At 72.0% G+C, this 14,742-nt stretch carries 15 protein-coding genes; 3 read left to right on the plus strand and 12 right to left on the minus strand.

The features are described from left to right. Positions 1–683: 683 nt before the first annotated feature. The 4 genes from B4N89_RS33180 to B4N89_RS33195 all read right to left on the minus strand — a co-directional run bounded on the left by B4N89_RS33180 (position 684) and on the right by B4N89_RS33195 (position 4,940). Entirely contained in the window at positions 684–1,211 is a 528-nt protein-coding gene (locus tag B4N89_RS33180; protein WP_235619058.1) for a nucleotidyltransferase domain-containing protein, read from the minus strand. Positions 1,212–1,500: 289 nt separating this feature from the next. Beyond that, on the minus strand, positions 1,501–2,496 hold the full coding sequence (locus B4N89_RS33185) for a carbohydrate kinase family protein (RefSeq protein WP_235619059.1): 996 nt from the start codon (positions 2,494–2,496) through the stop codon (positions 1,501–1,503). Then, positions 2,493–3,524, minus strand: coding sequence for a LacI family DNA-binding transcriptional regulator (locus B4N89_RS33190; protein WP_078980166.1), 1,032 nt, complete (start codon positions 3,522–3,524; stop codon positions 2,493–2,495). Before B4N89_RS33190 ends, B4N89_RS33185 begins: the two co-directional genes overlap by 4 nt. A 111-nt stretch (positions 3,525–3,635) precedes the next feature. Next, positions 3,636–4,940, minus strand: coding sequence for an AGE family epimerase/isomerase (locus B4N89_RS33195; protein ID WP_078980167.1), 1,305 nt, complete (start codon positions 4,938–4,940; stop codon positions 3,636–3,638). A gap of 339 nt (positions 4,941–5,279) precedes the next feature. On the opposite strand from B4N89_RS33195, the gene B4N89_RS33200 reads away from it, so the two are divergent. The 3 genes from B4N89_RS33200 to B4N89_RS33210 all read left to right on the plus strand — a co-directional run bounded on the left by B4N89_RS33200 (position 5,280) and on the right by B4N89_RS33210 (position 8,285). Beyond that, positions 5,280–6,053 carry an ATP-binding cassette domain-containing protein gene (locus tag B4N89_RS33200; RefSeq protein ID WP_078980168.1) on the plus strand — a complete coding sequence of 258 codons (774 nt, stop codon included), beginning with the start codon at positions 5,280–5,282 and terminating at the stop codon, positions 6,051–6,053. Further along, the gene (locus B4N89_RS33205) at positions 6,050–7,234 is read left to right on the plus strand and encodes an ABC transporter permease (protein ID WP_201261048.1); all 1,185 of its coding nucleotides are present in this window, start codon (positions 6,050–6,052) and stop codon (positions 7,232–7,234) included. The genes B4N89_RS33200 and B4N89_RS33205 overlap by 4 nt, the downstream gene beginning before the upstream one ends. An 82-nt stretch (positions 7,235–7,316) precedes the next feature. Beyond that, positions 7,317–8,285: an ABC transporter substrate-binding protein gene (locus tag B4N89_RS33210; protein WP_078980169.1), complete on the plus strand. Its 969-nt coding sequence runs from the start codon at positions 7,317–7,319 to the stop codon at positions 8,283–8,285. A 234-nt stretch (positions 8,286–8,519) separates the two neighbouring features. Here the strand turns inward: B4N89_RS33210 and B4N89_RS33215 are convergent, their stop codons facing one another. The 8 genes from B4N89_RS33215 to B4N89_RS33245 all read right to left on the minus strand — a co-directional run bounded on the left by B4N89_RS33215 (position 8,520) and on the right by B4N89_RS33245 (position 14,679). Then, the gene (locus B4N89_RS33215; RefSeq protein WP_078980170.1) at positions 8,520–9,107 is read right to left on the minus strand and encodes a septum formation family protein; all 588 of its coding nucleotides are present in this window, start codon (positions 9,105–9,107) and stop codon (positions 8,520–8,522) included. Between the two features lie 144 nt (positions 9,108–9,251). Beyond that, positions 9,252–9,926, minus strand: a complete 675-nt coding sequence (locus B4N89_RS33220) for a S26 family signal peptidase (protein WP_235619060.1) — start codon at positions 9,924–9,926, stop codon at positions 9,252–9,254. Next, positions 9,923–11,743 carry an ABC transporter ATP-binding protein gene (locus B4N89_RS33225; RefSeq protein ID WP_078980171.1) on the minus strand — a complete coding sequence of 607 codons (1,821 nt, stop codon included), beginning with the start codon at positions 11,741–11,743 and terminating at the stop codon, positions 9,923–9,925. The genes B4N89_RS33220 and B4N89_RS33225 overlap by 4 nt, the downstream gene beginning before the upstream one ends. Further along, complete coding sequence (locus B4N89_RS33230; RefSeq protein WP_078980172.1) at positions 11,740–12,264, minus strand: redoxin domain-containing protein; 525 nt, start codon at positions 12,262–12,264, stop codon at positions 11,740–11,742. Before B4N89_RS33230 ends, B4N89_RS33225 begins: the two co-directional genes overlap by 4 nt. Continuing rightward, the gene (locus B4N89_RS33235; RefSeq protein ID WP_078980173.1) at positions 12,264–12,785 is read right to left on the minus strand and encodes a MauE/DoxX family redox-associated membrane protein; all 522 of its coding nucleotides are present in this window, start codon (positions 12,783–12,785) and stop codon (positions 12,264–12,266) included. Before B4N89_RS33235 ends, B4N89_RS33230 begins: the two co-directional genes overlap by 1 nt. A 336-nt stretch (positions 12,786–13,121) precedes the next feature. After that, positions 13,122–13,283, minus strand: coding sequence for a hypothetical protein (locus B4N89_RS50150; protein WP_161500907.1), 162 nt, complete (start codon positions 13,281–13,283; stop codon positions 13,122–13,124). A gap of 193 nt (positions 13,284–13,476) precedes the next feature. Next, the gene (locus B4N89_RS51850) at positions 13,477–14,205 is read right to left on the minus strand and encodes a class F sortase (RefSeq protein WP_078980174.1); all 729 of its coding nucleotides are present in this window, start codon (positions 14,203–14,205) and stop codon (positions 13,477–13,479) included. A gap of 3 nt (positions 14,206–14,208) precedes the next feature. Continuing rightward, a complete protein-coding gene (locus B4N89_RS33245; RefSeq protein WP_078980175.1) occupies positions 14,209–14,679 on the minus strand; it encodes a hypothetical protein in 471 nt (156 codons plus the stop codon). Positions 14,680–14,742: the final 63 nt, after the last annotated feature.

The raw sequence follows: 14,742 nt of genomic DNA on the forward strand, positions 1-14,742 counted from the left end.
GGGCACGCCGGCTCGACCTCCCACAGGGGTAGCGACCGGGGCGCCCCCGGTTCGACCACCCGCAGGGGTACCGCCCCGGTCACGCCGGCTCGACCTCCCACAGGGGTAGCGACCGGGGCGCCCCCGGTTCGACCACCCGCAGGGGTACCGCCCCGGTCACGCCGGCTCGACCTCCCACAGGGGTAGCGACCGGGCACGTCGGCCGGACCTCCTGCAGGGGTAGTGACCGGGGCGCCCCCGGTCCCACCTTCCACAGGGGTAGCGACCGGGGCACCCCCGGCCCGACACCCGCACGGATATCGGACCCGGGCACCCCGCCCGACCACCCGCACCCCTACCGACGCGCCCACCGCGACTCGGCATCCCCGAAAGCGCGCAAGCGCGCAAGCGCAACGGGCGCATGGACGCACGCCGAATCCCCCGGTCACCCTCGACCGGCGACCGCATACAAATCACGGATTGTCGATGTCGGTCTCAGCCCGCTCGACCGACGACGCGGCCGGCTCCCCGACTCGAATTTCGCCTCGAATCCCGCTTCGAGGCCCGACCCGGATCACGGCCGAATCGGTGCCGCCGCCCGGGTGAAGCCCGGCACGCTCCCCAACGCATTCCCAACGTCTCCAACATCCCCACCCTCCCCACACTCCCGGGTCACGCGGTCCCCACCGCGAACCCCCCACCGCCTACCGGGCCAATCCCTCACGCAGGCGTTCGATGTCCTCGGCGTCCTTGGCCCGGCGCGGTCGGTGCGGTCGCCAGACCGGGGTCATCAACTTGATCTCGATCTGGGCCTCGGGCGAGATGATCGGACACGACACCCCGGCCAACTTCCCGGGGGGCGTGTCGAGCATCCCGTCCGGCCAGCGGGCGCCCGCCCACGGGCCGCCGGCCACGATCACGCGGCCCTCCGGATCGCGGGCCAGGAAGGCGAAACCCAATTCCACGTCTCCCGTCGTGTAATCGAGCTGCTGTTCGGCCGGTGCCCGGGCCAACCGCACGAAGCCGCGCGCGGCGAACGCGACCGTGAGCGCCGGGGCGTCCTCGGCCCACGCGAACCAGTCGACATCCACATGCTCCCGGGTGATCCGGCCGAGGTAGAAATCCATCGCCCAACCGCCGCGCAACCAGACCTCGATACCCAATTCCCGGGCCAGATCCTGGACTTCGACGATCAGTGCGAGCTGTTTGTCGGCATCCGACGACACAGTCATGGGTTTACCGTAGAGCGCCCGAATCCCGCCTCGGCACCGTCCGGGCCGGCCGTCATCTACCCGTGACCGAAACGGGCGTCGATCGTCGTTCCGGCCAACTACCGGACCCACTCCCACCCACCGGACACCACCGGAATCGGCCACCGCCCCGATCACCCCAGCCAAGCACCGACACGGGACAATCACGAGGTCCCCGACCCGATGTCACCCCACCCGCCGACGACACCCACGCTCGACCGAGTGTCCGAATATCGACGCCTGAAGCCCCTTCCCCTCGGTCGCCAAGTGATTACACACGGTCATCGTCAAGCCCGAGGCGTGCGTCCCGCCGGTACGCCTCCACCTCTGCGGCCGTCGGCGGATCCGCGCCCGGCCGGGAGCAGGTGAGCGCCGCCACCGACGAGGCGTCCACGATCAGTTCGGCCAGGGACGTCGGGTCGAGGTCGCGAACCCCGTTCGGGCTCAGCAGGTCCCGCCGACGGAGCGCGTCGAGCAGCCCGGCCGTGTACGCGTCGCCCGCGCCGACCGTGTCCACCACCCGCACCGGCACGGCCGGTGTCGTCGCCCGACCCGCCCGGCAGACCCCGTACGCACCCTCGGCCCCCCGGGTCACCACGACCAGACCCGGCCCCCGGACCAGCCACTCGTCCGCCACGTCGAGGAACGACCGCGCCGGATACAGCCATTCCAGGTCCTGATCGCTGACCTTGACCAGATCGCACAGGTCCACCAGCGCCTCGATCCGCGCGCGGGCCGCCGACGGCTCGCCCATCAGGGACGGCCGGCAGTTCGGGTCGTACGACACGAGCGCGCGGCGCCCGGCGTGCGCGGCGGCCAGCAACTCCCGTACCGTCTCGGCCCCCGGCGCCAGCGTCGCCGCGATCGAACCGGTGTGCACGCACCGCGACTCGGCCGGCACCCGAACCCCGGGGGGCAGATCCCACACGATGTCGAAGGAGTAGTCGGCCACCCCCGCCGCGTCCACCCGCGCGTGCGCCACGCTCGTCGATCCCGAGTGCACCCCCTCCGGCGCCGGCACCACCCCACTCGCGGCCAGGTGCGCGGCAAGCAACTCGCCGAACTCGTCCTTCCCATAACGGGTGATCAGCCGCACCGGCACCCCGAGCCGCCCCAGGCCCACCGCCACATTGGCCGGACTGCCGCCCGGATGGGCGACGGGCGCGCCGCCCTCGGTCCGGACCAGATCGATCAACGCCTCGCCGATCACCGTGATCACGGCCGAACCTCCCCGCTCGTACGCCGACTTCGCATCTCGCGCGGTCACGGCCCCACCTCGCCCGAACCCCGGGGGATGAGCCGGGTGCGCATGTGTATGTGCTGGACCGGGGTCGGATCCCCCGCCAGTCGCCGGAACAACAACTGCGCGGCGGCCTGCCCGAGTCCGAACGGATCCTGGGCGACCACGGTCACCGCCGGCGTGAGCATGTCGGCGAGCTCGAAGTCGTCGAACCCGACCAGCGCCGGCTGTACCGGGGAGCGGCGGATCTCGCGCACCGTCTCGACCGTGAACCGGCTGTTCCCGCAGAACACCGCGGTCGCCGGATCGGCGCCACCCAGCATCGCCCGCAACCACGCGCGCAGTTCCTCACCGTACGGCGGCCCGTTGTACACCAGGCGCGAATCGACGTCGATGCCCGCCTCGGTCAACGCCTCGCGGTATCCGCGCACCCGCTCGCGCGCGGTGAAGATCTCCAGCCGGTCGCCGATGAACGCGATCCGCCGATGCCCGTGCCGAACCAGGTGCCCGACGCCGGTCCGGGCCCCGCCCACGTTGTCCACCAGGACCGTGTCCGCCTCTATGTCGCCCGGCGGCCGGTCGACGAACACGCACACCATGCCCGCCTCGATCTCCGGCAGCAGATAGGTATGGCTGCCGCTGGCCGGCACCACGATCAGCCCGTCCACCCGCCGGGCGCACAGGGCCAGCACGAGGTCGCGCTCCTTGTCGGGGTCCTCCGCCGACGACGCGCTGAACAACACCGTGCCGTGCTGGTGCGCGATGTCCTGGATGGAGCGGGTGAGCGCGGACGAGAAGGGATCCGCGGCGTCCTCCAGCACCAGGCCGATGCTGGAGGTGTGCCCGGAACGCAACTGCGCGGCGCTGTCGTTGCGGCGGAACCCGGTCTCGGCGACCGCCGCCCACACCGCCTGCCGCTTGACCGCGCTCACGTTCGGTTCGCCGTTGATCACGCGCGAGACGGTCTTGATCCCCACGCCGGCGAGGGCGGCCACGTCCTTCATCGTGGAGCGACCGCGCCCGCGCGGTCGCTCCGGTGTCGTCGGGCCGGCCATCGCATTCCTTTCCGGCGACCGGGCTCATACCCGGCACTCACGGTGCGTCTCGCGTGTCGCGTGGTGCGTGTTGCGCGTGGGAAGGGGGACGGGAGCGGGACGGCGCCGCGCTCACCCCCCGGCCCGACGACGCAGCGCCTCCGCGATGGTCGGTGCGGACCGGAGCCGAGGCAGCAGGGTCGCCTGGACCGCGTGGTACGCGTCGGGCTTGCCCCGCCAGACGTCGGCCGAGGGCCGCGCGTCGGCGTCGAGTTCGTGATGCCAGCCGCCGTGCTCCCGGTCCAGGAATACGGCGTCGGCATGCTCCCACCACACTCGGTACCAGTCATCGTAGTCGGCGTCCCCCGAGGCCCGACGCAGTGCCGCCGCGGCCGCGATCGCCTCGGCCGCGACCCAGTGCATCCGGGTCCGGACCAGGGGCTTCCCGGACCAGTCGACGGTGTACACGAAGCCCGGCCGACCGTCGGCGCGCCAACCCTCCCGCACCGCCGCGTCGAACAGCGCCACCGCGTCCGCGCGAAGCCACCCGGGCGGCCGCGGCAGCGCCTCGGCCAGCGTGATCAGCAGCCGGGACCACTCGAACCAGTGGCCGACGGTGGCGCCGTAGGGGCGGAACGGGTCGGCGGGGCGCTCGCGGTTGTACTCGGGCCGCGGCGTCCAGTCCGCGGCGAAGTGTTCGATCAGCCGCCAGTGGTTGGCCCGGGCGTGCTCGTGCACCACGCGCTCGGCGATCCGCAGGGCCCGCTCGCGCCAGCGGGCCTCGTCGGTGGCGTCGGCGGCGGCCAGGAACGCCTCGACGGCGTGCATGTTGCTGTTGGCGCCCCGATACGGCTCGCCTACGGTCCAGGTACGGTCCCAGGATTCCGCGCACGCGCCGCGGTCCTCCTCCCAGAAGCGACGCTCCACCACGTCGAGGGCCTCGGCGAGCAGCGCGGGCGCCTCGGGATGGCCGGCGGCGCACGCGCTCGCGGCGGCCAGCACGACGAACGCGTGGTCGTACATCCGCTTGCCGTCCGGCCGTTCGGGATCGACGTCGGTGTCGCCGTCGCCCGACGCGGGTCGGCCGGTGCGATCCACGACCGGATGCCACCCGCCGTACTCGTGGTCGCGCAGCGGCCCGGTCAACGCGGCGATCCCGTGCGCCACGAGCGCGTCCGCCTCGGCGGCGTCGAACGCCGAACCACGCGCCTCCGCACGCAGCCGGGCCAGGGCGAACACGTGCGTCATCCGCGCGGTCACCCACGTGTGCACCACCCCGTCCGGCAGCGGCCGGCCGACGTCGTCGAGCCAACCGAAGCCGCCGCCGGCCAACTTGGCACCGGTCGCGAAGCGGATCAGCCGGTCGCATTCCGCGTCGAGCCGGGCCGCGTGTTCGGGGGAGTCCGGCCAGGGTTCCGGCCAGGGTTCAGCTGCCATGTGCCGCACGCTCCCTCTGACATCGTTGTCATGCGGACCGTACCCGTCCCATCCCACGCTGTCGACATCCCGCCCCGAACGTCCTCGGCGGCCATCCGTTCGGCCGGTACCTGTCGGGGCAATCGCCGTAATCCCCACCCGATTTCCGCCTTATCCGAGACGGCGCAACCCCTGGACACCCGCCGGTGTGGCCGGCACTGTACTGACACCGTTGTCAGCGGCAGGCGGCGCGGATCCCCTCGTCACCGTCCCCGACACACGTGCGTACGCGTGGCGCCCGCCGGTTCCGGCCGAGCCGGTTCGCGGGGAACGACCCGACAATCCGAAGGAGTTGGGCACGTGCAACCCCTGATCGAAGGTCGCGGCCTGGTCAAGCGATACGGCCAGGTGCAGGCCCTGCGCGGCGCCGACTTCACGGTCTACCCGGCCGAGGTGGTCGCGCTGATCGGCGACAACGGCGCGGGCAAGAGCACCCTGACCAAGACCCTGGCCGGCACCGAACGCCCCGACGGGGGCCGGATCCTCTTCGAGGGCCGCGAGGTGCACATGGAACGCCCTACCGACGCCCAGGGGTTGGGTATCGAGACGGTGTACCAGGACCTGGCCCTGGCCCCGGATCTGGACGGGCCGGCCAACCTCTTCCTGGGCCGCGAACTGCTGCGCCGCGGCCTGGCCGGCCGTCTCGGCGTGCTGGACAAGGCCACGATGCGGGCGCGGGCGATCGAGGCGTTCGGCCGACTCGGCGTCGAACTCCAGGACGTGGACGCGCCGATCGGGACATTGTCCGGCGGCCAGCGGCAGAGCGTGGCCATCGCCCGCGCGGTCGCCTGGGCGGACAAGGTGATCTTCATGGACGAGCCCACCGCGGCGCTCGGCGTACTTCAGCGCGGCCGGGTGCTCGACGTGATCCGCCGGGTCCGGGACAACGGTATCGCGGTGGTGCTGATCAGCCACAACATGCCCGAGGTGTTGTCGGTCGCGGACCGCGTCGAGGTGTTGCGCCTCGGCCGCCGGGTGGCGAGTTTTCCCACGGCGGACACCACGGTGGAGGAACTGGTCGGCGCGATGACCGGCGCGCTCGACACACTCGACACGGAAGGCGCGCCGGCATGAACCGCGACGACACGGCCACCACCCCGGACTCCCACGACCGCCCCGACCAGCTGCCCAAGGACAACCCGGCCGACAAGCCGGACACCAACCCGGACGCCAACCCCGGGCACCGACCCGACGACCGTCGCCCCGATCACCCCGAACCGCCGGGCGCCGCCCCGGAGTCGGCGCGCGGTCCGCACCCGGCGGTCGCCTTCGCCCGTACCGTCCTGTGGCCCCGCCTCGCCCGTACCAACACCTGGTGGACCTTCCTGGTCCTGATGGTCCTGGTGACCGCCTTCTCGATTCTGCGTCCGTCGCAGTTCCCGACCACGTTCAACCTGCGCAACGTGGCCACCGACGCCGCCGTGCTGCTGATCATCGGCGTCGGCATGACCTTCGTGATCATCATGGCCGGCATCGACCTCTCGGTCGGCTCGGTCCTGGTGTTCGCGGGCGTCGCGGCGGCCAAGACGATGACGGCCGTCTCCGGCCCGGACGCGGGCTGGGGCGCGATCCTGCTCGGCGTGCTCGCCGGCCTCGCCGCCGGTGCCGCGTGGGGCGCGTTCAACGGATTCCTGGTCGCCAAGGCCCGGGTACCGGCGCTGATCGTCACTCTCGGCAGCCTCGGGATGGCGCTCGGCCTGGCCCAGGTGATGACCGAGGGCCAGGACGTCCGGGGCGTGCCCACCCGGTTCACCGACACCATCGGCAACGGCCGGATCCTGGGCGTGCCCTGGCTGGTGGTGATCGCCCTCCTGGTTACCGGGGTCGGCGCGCTCGTGCTCGGCACCACCCGATTCGGCCGCCGCACCTACGCGGTCGGCTCCAACGCCGAGGCGGCGCGCCGAGCCGGCATCCCGGTCAACCGGCACATGATCGCGGTGTACGCCTTGTCGGGCACCCTGGCCGGCCTCGCCGGCGTGTTGTCCCTCGCCCGCTTCACCACCACCACGATCGGCGGCCACGCCAACGACTCGCTGGGCGCCATCGCGGCCGTGGTGCTGGGCGGCACCAGCCTGTTCGGCGGCATCGGCACGGTCGTCGGCACGCTGATCGGCGTGTTCATTCCCGCGATCCTGCAGAACGGCTTCGTCATCCTCGGCGTGCAGCCGTTCTGGCAGAGCGTCGCGGTCGGCGCCGTCCTGATCGCCGCCGTGTACGCCGACCAGTTGCGCCGCCGCGGCCGCCAACGCCGATGACACGCACGCCGGTTGCCGCTTCGCCAAGCGTCCTTCGCCACCACCCCCGCATCGCCCCACCACCGCCAGGAGGCACTGCCCGATGAAGACACCGACCTACGTCGCCGTGACCATCGCCCTGACCGCGGCTGCCGCCCTGAGCGGATGCGGCGACGACGGCGGCGGCTCCGGGGGCGGGCGCAAGATCACCTTCGTCCAGGGCGTCAAGGGCGACGAGTTCTACATCTCGATGGCCTGCGGCGCGCAGCAAAAGGCCAAGGAACTCGGCGTCAAGCTCGACGTGACCGGCGCGGACAAGTGGGACGCGTCGCTCCAGACTCCGGTGGTCAACGCGGTCGCGGCCAAAAGCCCGGACGCGGTGCTGATCGCGCCGACCGACACCCAGGCCATGCGCCAACCCGAGCAGCAGCTCAAGTCGCGCGGCGCGAAGGTGATCGAGGTGGACACCAAGCTCGACGACGGCTCGATCCGGGAGACCGCGATCTCCTCCGACAACGAACGCGGCGGCATGCTCGCCGCGCAGACCCTGGCCGCCCAGGTCCAGGAGCGCGGCGCCGTCGCCGCGATCAGCGTCAAGCCCGGCATCTCCACCACCGACGCCCGCCTGAAGGGCTTCGAGGCCGAGATCAGGAAGCATCCCGGCATCACCTATCTCGGCGTGCAGTACAACGACGACGACCCGGCCAAGGCGGCCTCGATCGTCACCTCCACCATCGCCTCGCACCGCGACCTGGTCGGGGTCTTCGCCGCCAACGTGTTCAGCGGCGAGGGCGCGGCCACCGGCATCGAGCAGGCGGGCAGGGCCGGCCAGGTCAAGCTGATCGCGTTCGACGCCACCCCCAAGCAGGTCGAGGCGCTGCGCAAGGGCTCCATCCAGGGCCTGATCGCGCAGAAGCCCTTCGACATCGGCGCCCAGGGCGTGGAGCAGGCCGTGGCCGCCCTGGACAAGAAGCCGGTCCCCAAGGCCATTTCCACCGACCTGATCGCCGTCACCAAGGAGAACGTCGACCAGCCCGACGTCAGCAAGTACCTGTACAAGGGCGCCTGCTGAAGCGGAGGCCCGCGCCCCCCGCGAGCCCCCGCACCCCGGCACCGCACGGCGCCCCTGGCGGCACGGCGCGGCCCCGGAAAACGGTCGAGCCCCCGTGGGCGGTCACGGGGGCTCGACCAGTGCAACGGCACGCGTCGCGAGGGGGCGTACGCGACGCGCCGGATCCGGCCGGGGTCGGGAGGGGGCGAGGAGCCGAGGGCCGTCATGCCTCGACCGGCACCGCCGGAGTCGGTGCTACTTGATGATCGTGGTGAGCGGCAACTTGTCCTCGCGCTCGATGATGCACGCCGCCTGGTGGTTGCCGTGTCGCCAAGACTGCATGTCCAGCGGGTACGTGAACGAGAACGTGATCTTCGGCGAGGCGGGCTGCCGGTCGACGATCGGGCCGACGTACTGCTCGCACAGCTCGCTGACCTTGTCCTCGTAGCCGGGGGTTTCCGGCGTGACCGTGGACGGCAGCTCGAACGCCCGACCGACCTGGCCGTTGTGCGACTTGCTGCACGGCACGTCGTCGGTCTTGGTGCCGTTCTGGTTGATGCACTGGCCGGTCCTGTACGTGAACGCGTCGATCACGTCGGCCGTGCCGCTCGCGGAGCCGGTCGGCTTGGGCAGGCCGGTCGCCTTGCCGGTCGGCTTGCCGGTCGGGCTCGTGGTGGCCTTCTCGGTGGCACTCGCGCTCGTGGACGCGGTCGCAGAGGAGGTGGGAGCCTTGCTGCTCTTGTCGCTCTTGTCACTGCCGAGACAACCGGACAGCAGGGCGGTGGCGGCGACGACTCCGGCCACGGCCGGCGCGATCGTGCGCAGGCGGTGGGTGGTGGGCATGAAGGACACAACCTTTCGCTTTCGGGACGCCCAAGATCCTGTCGCGATCCCCGGTCGAAAGGTTGAGGGAAACGGCGCTTGAACATTCGCCGCATTCGGCGTATTCGCCCGAGGTGGTTCAGCCGCGGCGGTCAGCCGCCGCGATCAGTCGCGGTACGCGTCGAACCAACGAGGTTCGAGCCCGCGCCAGGCGCCGTCCATCGTGTCCGTTTCACGCAGGCCCCCATCCTCGTACGCCGGTGCCGTCCACGCCAGCCCCTCGCGCGTGGTGCGTGCCGCGCCGCCCGGCGGCGCGATCCGGCGGACCGCCACGCCGACCACCTGGTCGCGGTGCACGAAGCCGTACGCGCGCGAGTCCCAACTCGACGCGGCGTTGTCGCCCAGCACGACCAGCGCTCCCTCGGGCACCCGTTCCTCGGCCACGTCGCGCAGCACCGGGAACCGCTCCCGGGGCACCCGATCGCCGCCCACTGCCACCGCCCGCTTGATCATCAGCCGACCGGCCGGCCGCGGGGCCGACTCCGGCCGCATCGGCAGCGCGGCCAGCTCCTCGGGGGTCAACTCCCGCAGCTCGGGCGGCAGTCCGGGCAGCGTCGCCGGATTGGGCACCAGGACGACCACCACCTGACCGGCCCGGACCCGGGCACCGCGCCGCACCAGGAGCCGATCACCCGGGGCGAGCGTGGGCTCCATGCTGGGCCCCTCGACCGTGGCCACCAGATAGCGCCGCCGTACCCACAGCAGCAGCGCCGCCCCGCCCAGCGCCCCGGCCGCCGTCCCGGCCACCACGATCGTGCGCCCGTGTGCCCTTGCGCTCACTTCGCCTCCTGATATCCCGCGGCCTGGAGCCGGAACAGCTTCGCGTAGTGCCCCTCGCGGTCGAGCAGTTCCTCGTGCGAGCCGTGTTCGGCGACCCGGCCGGCCGCCAGCACCACGATCACGTCGGCGTCGCGCACCGCGCCGAGCCGGTGCGAGATGAGCAGGCTGGTGCGGCCCTCGCGGTACTCGCGCATCCGGGTGTGCACCTCGTGCTCGGCCTGCGGATCCAGGCCCGAACCGGGCTCGTCCAGGATCATCAGATCCCGTCCCACGCGGATGAACGCCCGCGCCAGGGCGAGCCGTTGCCACTGCCCGCCGGAGAGCACCACGCCGGTGTCCGGGTTCTCCTTGTCCGCCTCACTGAAGAACATCCTGGTCAGCAGCGTGTCGTAGCCGCGCGGCAGCGCGGCCAGCTTCTCGTGGATGCCCGCCCGTTGTGCGGCGGCCTCGATCCGGTCCCGGTCGTCGAGGTGGGCCGGGTCGCCGAGCGCGATGTTCTCCGCCGCGCTCATGTCGTAGTTCATGTGGTCCTGGAACACCGCGCTGATCCGCTCCCGCAGCGCGGCGGGCGGGATCTCGCGCAGGTCCACGCCGTCCCAGGTGATCCGACCCCGGGTCGGGTCGTACATCCGGCACAGCAGCTTGACCAGCGTGCTCTTGCCCGCGCCGTTGAGCCCGACCAGGGCCACCGCGCGGCCGTGCGCGATGCTCAGGTCGACCCCGTTCAGCACCCAGGGGTGCTCGTCGCTGTAGCGGAACCAGACGTCGTGGAACTCGATGCCCGCCCCGGGCGCGGGTACCACCGCCGGGCCGGCGGTCGCCGAGACCAGGTCGGGTTCGGCTCGGGTCACCGCGACGTAGTGGGTCAGGCCGAGCAGTTGCCCGTAGGTGGCGGCGATCGAGGCGACCAGGGTGTTGAGCGCGTTTTGGATACCTGTCAGCGCGGCGACGAACATCACCACGTCGCCGACGGTGAGCCCGCCGTCGTGGGCCGCCGTCACCGCCCACCACAGACCGCCGCCGGCCACCGCGGCGCCGAGCGCGCCCAGCGCCGCCTGGGTGACGAACTCGCGCAGGTCCATGCGCCGTTCGGCCTGGTCGGCGCGCCGCCGCTCGCCCAACATCCGGGCACGCAGCACCGGCCCGATCCCGAACAGCCGGATCTCGGTGGCCGCCTGAACACCCGTCAGCAGCCCGCCGTAGAAGAACTCCCGGCGGTGTGCCTGCTCGTTGTCCCACAGCATCCCGGCCCGCATGCGGGACAATCGCAGTTCGGCGATCAGCACCGGCACGCCCGCGACCAGCACCAGGGCGGTCATGGTGGGGCTGAGGATCAACAACGAGCCGATGAAGCCGACCAGGGTCAGCGTGCCCCGCAGGGTGCTGCCCGCGCCGTCGACGAGGCCGCCGAAGTCGGTCGTGCTCTGCTTGGCCAGCCGCAGCCGGTCCAGGAACGCCGGGTCCTCGAACCGGCGCAGCCCCACCTGGCGTTCGGCCGCGCCGAAGAGTCGATCGGTGGCGAGCACACCGGTGGCCCGGCCGATCTGCGCGTGCAGATAGCGCCCGAGCCCGGGCAGTACGGTCGCGGCGAGCCCGATGCCCGCGAGCGCGAGCGCCGGCGCGGTGATCGCGTCGTGCGGGTCGGCCAACCGGTCGATGACCAGCTTGGTCGCCCACGCGGTGGCGATCGGCAGGCCGGCCGAAACGATCGTGGCCGCCAGCGACGCGCCGGCCCGGCCGGGCGCGGCGCGCAGGATCAGCGCCAGTCCCACCCGCGCGGCGCCGGCCGCCTCGCGGGTGGATATCCGTCCGCTCACGCGGGGGCTTCGCTGAACAGGTCCGCCATCCGGCCGCCGGCGGCCACCACGCGTCGATCCCGCCCGAGCAGGTACACCCACGGTGTCCAACTGTTGTGGAATGCCGCCTGTACCGCGCCGTCGTAGTCCTCCACGATCACCCGGGCCACGGGGGCGAGGAGGGCCGCCAACTCCGGGTCGGTGTCCGCGATCACCGCGATCACCCGGTCCCGGCCCATGACCTTGGCCTGCTCGGCGAACTGCGGCGCGAGGGTGTGGCAGGGCGTGCAGTGCGCGGAGAAGAACCCGACCATGCCGTAGACGTCGGAGTCGCGGACCTGCTCGCCGTCGGCGGTGGTCGCGGTGAACACCTCCGGGCGCGCCCCGAGCGGCAGCCCGTGCGCGGGTGGGTCCGCGGGCGCGTGGCCGCCGTGCGGCGGGGTCGATTGTTCCCGCAGGCGACGGATCACGCCCAGGGTGAGCAGCAGATTGACCGCGGTGATCAGGGCGAGCAAGACCACGGCGGCGACCAGGTAGGGCATCAGGCAGTCCTCGCGAACAGGTCGACGATGTCGTCGAGGGTGATGATCAGGAGTGCGCCGACCAGGCCCGCCGCGCCCGCGACCACGCCGCCGGCGAGCGGCGGGGAATCGGTGGCACCGCCCGGCACGGCGGCTGCGGCGCCGGCGCAGGCGGCGGCGAGCAGGACCCCGTTGCGGGCCAGGTGGCGCGCGCCGAGCGGGGCGTCGGAGGCGCCGAAGCAGCGGCACGAGGAGCGCCGGCCGAGCCGCAGCGCGCCGGCGACCGCGACGGTGAAGGCGAGCAGCAGCACCGCCGCGACCGTGAACCCGAGTGCGCCCAGGGGTGGAACCGCGACCAGGACCGGCACCGCCGTCTCCGCCGCCACCACGAGGATCGCGATCGGCCGGGCCCGCTCGATCGGCATCGGCACCAGGTGCGGCACCGACGCGACGAAGCCCGCGAAATCCCGGAACTTCGAGACCGCCGAGGCGACGAATACCAGGCCGACCAGACAAGCGCAGCCCACATATGCATATCCCATGGGCACCCCCTTTTATGGCACACGGAAACGGCGGGCGGCGAAATTCTCGCGGCCCGCCGGCGAGTCGGATGGGATCGTTCGTGCCTCCGATCGCCCGGCGCATGTCCAATTCGTCGGTCGGGGTGCGACGAAGGTGCGTGCGCGATGCGATGCCGGAAGCGGTGTCGAGCGATCCGCGGGACGTCGGCCTCGTGGGTCGGGCGTCCCGATATCGACGGCAAATCGCTCCCGCTCGGAAATCATTGAGTCGGGGAATTCTGTCGCTGCGAAATCGCTTTCGCGGAGTGCTGCGGGCGGGGCTCGGGGCCCGCCCGCAGCGTCTTCACCGGTCTCGAATCAGCAGCCCTTGGCGATCAGTACGGTGTGGCAGCCCTCGTTCAGGCAACACTGCCGCAGGTAGTAGTAACCGTTTTGGCAGTAGTAGTAGTTCGAGCAGCCGGCTTCGGCGGTGACCTTTTGGGCCACGCGGTTGAGCAGGCGGTCGGCGAGACGCATCATGACGTCTCCTCTCCCGGCCGGGTAGGGCCGTATGGATTGGTGAACGGATTATTTCCAGTTCTGCTTTTTATTGGCAAGACCCAAAATCCAGCCGGTAGAGATGATCAAGAAATGCCGGTCGGGGTCGCCGCCCAATTCCCCGCAGGTAATGAAGCGACCGCATGCCCACCCGCGGTCCACCAATACGACCCGCTTACGGGACGAGATGGGCGAAAGCGACGACATTGCCGGAGTAATGCTTCTTCTTGCTGTACGCACCACCGCAGGTGATCAGCCGCAATTCCGGCCTGGTCGCGTCGCCGAACACCCGCGCGGTGGGGAACGCGTCCTTCGCGAACGCCTCGACCCCGTCCACCTCGAACGCCGCGACGCTGCCGTCCTCACGATCGATCTCGATCCGCGACCCGCGCGGGAGCGCGCCGAGCGGATAGAAGACCGCCGGGCCGGCGGCGGTGTCCACGTGCCCGGCGATCGACGCGGTGCCCTTCTGCCCGGGCGTGACGCCACCCTGGTACCAGCCGGCCAGGTTGCGCTCGCTCTGCGCGGGCACCTCGATGCCGCCGTCCTTGTCCAGGCCGACCCGGGCCAGCGGCGCCGAGATGTCCAGTGCCGGAATCCGGATCCGGATCGGGACCGACGCGCGCATCGGCGCCGGCTCCGACGCGGGCGCGGGCCCCTCGGCGGCGGCGGCCACCGGCGCCGGAGTCGCGGCCACCGGCGCCGGATCCGGCCCGGGAATCGGCACGGCCGCCGCGGCGGGCGGGCGCGGCGGCGGCCGGTCGGCGTCGAACCCGGCGGACAACAGTCCGGTGCCGCAGATCGCCAGCGCGCCGGTGGCCGCCGCCCAGAGCAGGCGGCGGCCACTGCGTCGGCGCTGCCGATCCGCGGCGCCCTCGGGTGCCTCGGGTACGGAACCGGCCATCGCTCAGGTGGGGTTCGCGGCCCGACGGCGCAGCGCGACGAAGCCGGTTCCGGCCGCGCCCGCGAGCACCAGACCACCCGCCGCGAGCAGCGCCGGGTCCGTCCCCTGGGTGCCGCCGAGGCCGGCCGTGGACGGCGCGGTCGGCGCGCCGCCCATCACGTGCAGGCTGCCGATCAACTCCTGACCCTCACCGCAGACCACCTTGACCTCGTAGTCGCCGGTGGCCACGTCCTTGATGGTCGCCTGACCCTTGACCTCGTCGCCGGAACGGGTGAGGGTGACCGCGGACGTGAACGCCTCCGAGGTCGCGGTCGCGGTGTTCGCGGTGCAGTGCTTGTCGTCCGACAACAACACGGTGTCGCCGGGGCGACCGGAATCGGCCTGCATCGGCGCGGCGGCGAACGCCGCGCCTGCGGAACCGCACACGGTGAGACCGACGATCGTGCCGACGACGGCGAGACGGGCACAGCGCATTTCGTCCTCCAATGGACAGCCGGAACCCGAACCCGACAGACCGGGTTCAAGGGGGAGTTCCGC

The organism is Embleya scabrispora (genome assembly GCF_002024165.1).
GTDB lineage: Bacteria > Actinomycetota > Actinomycetes > Streptomycetales > Streptomycetaceae > Embleya > Embleya scabrispora_A.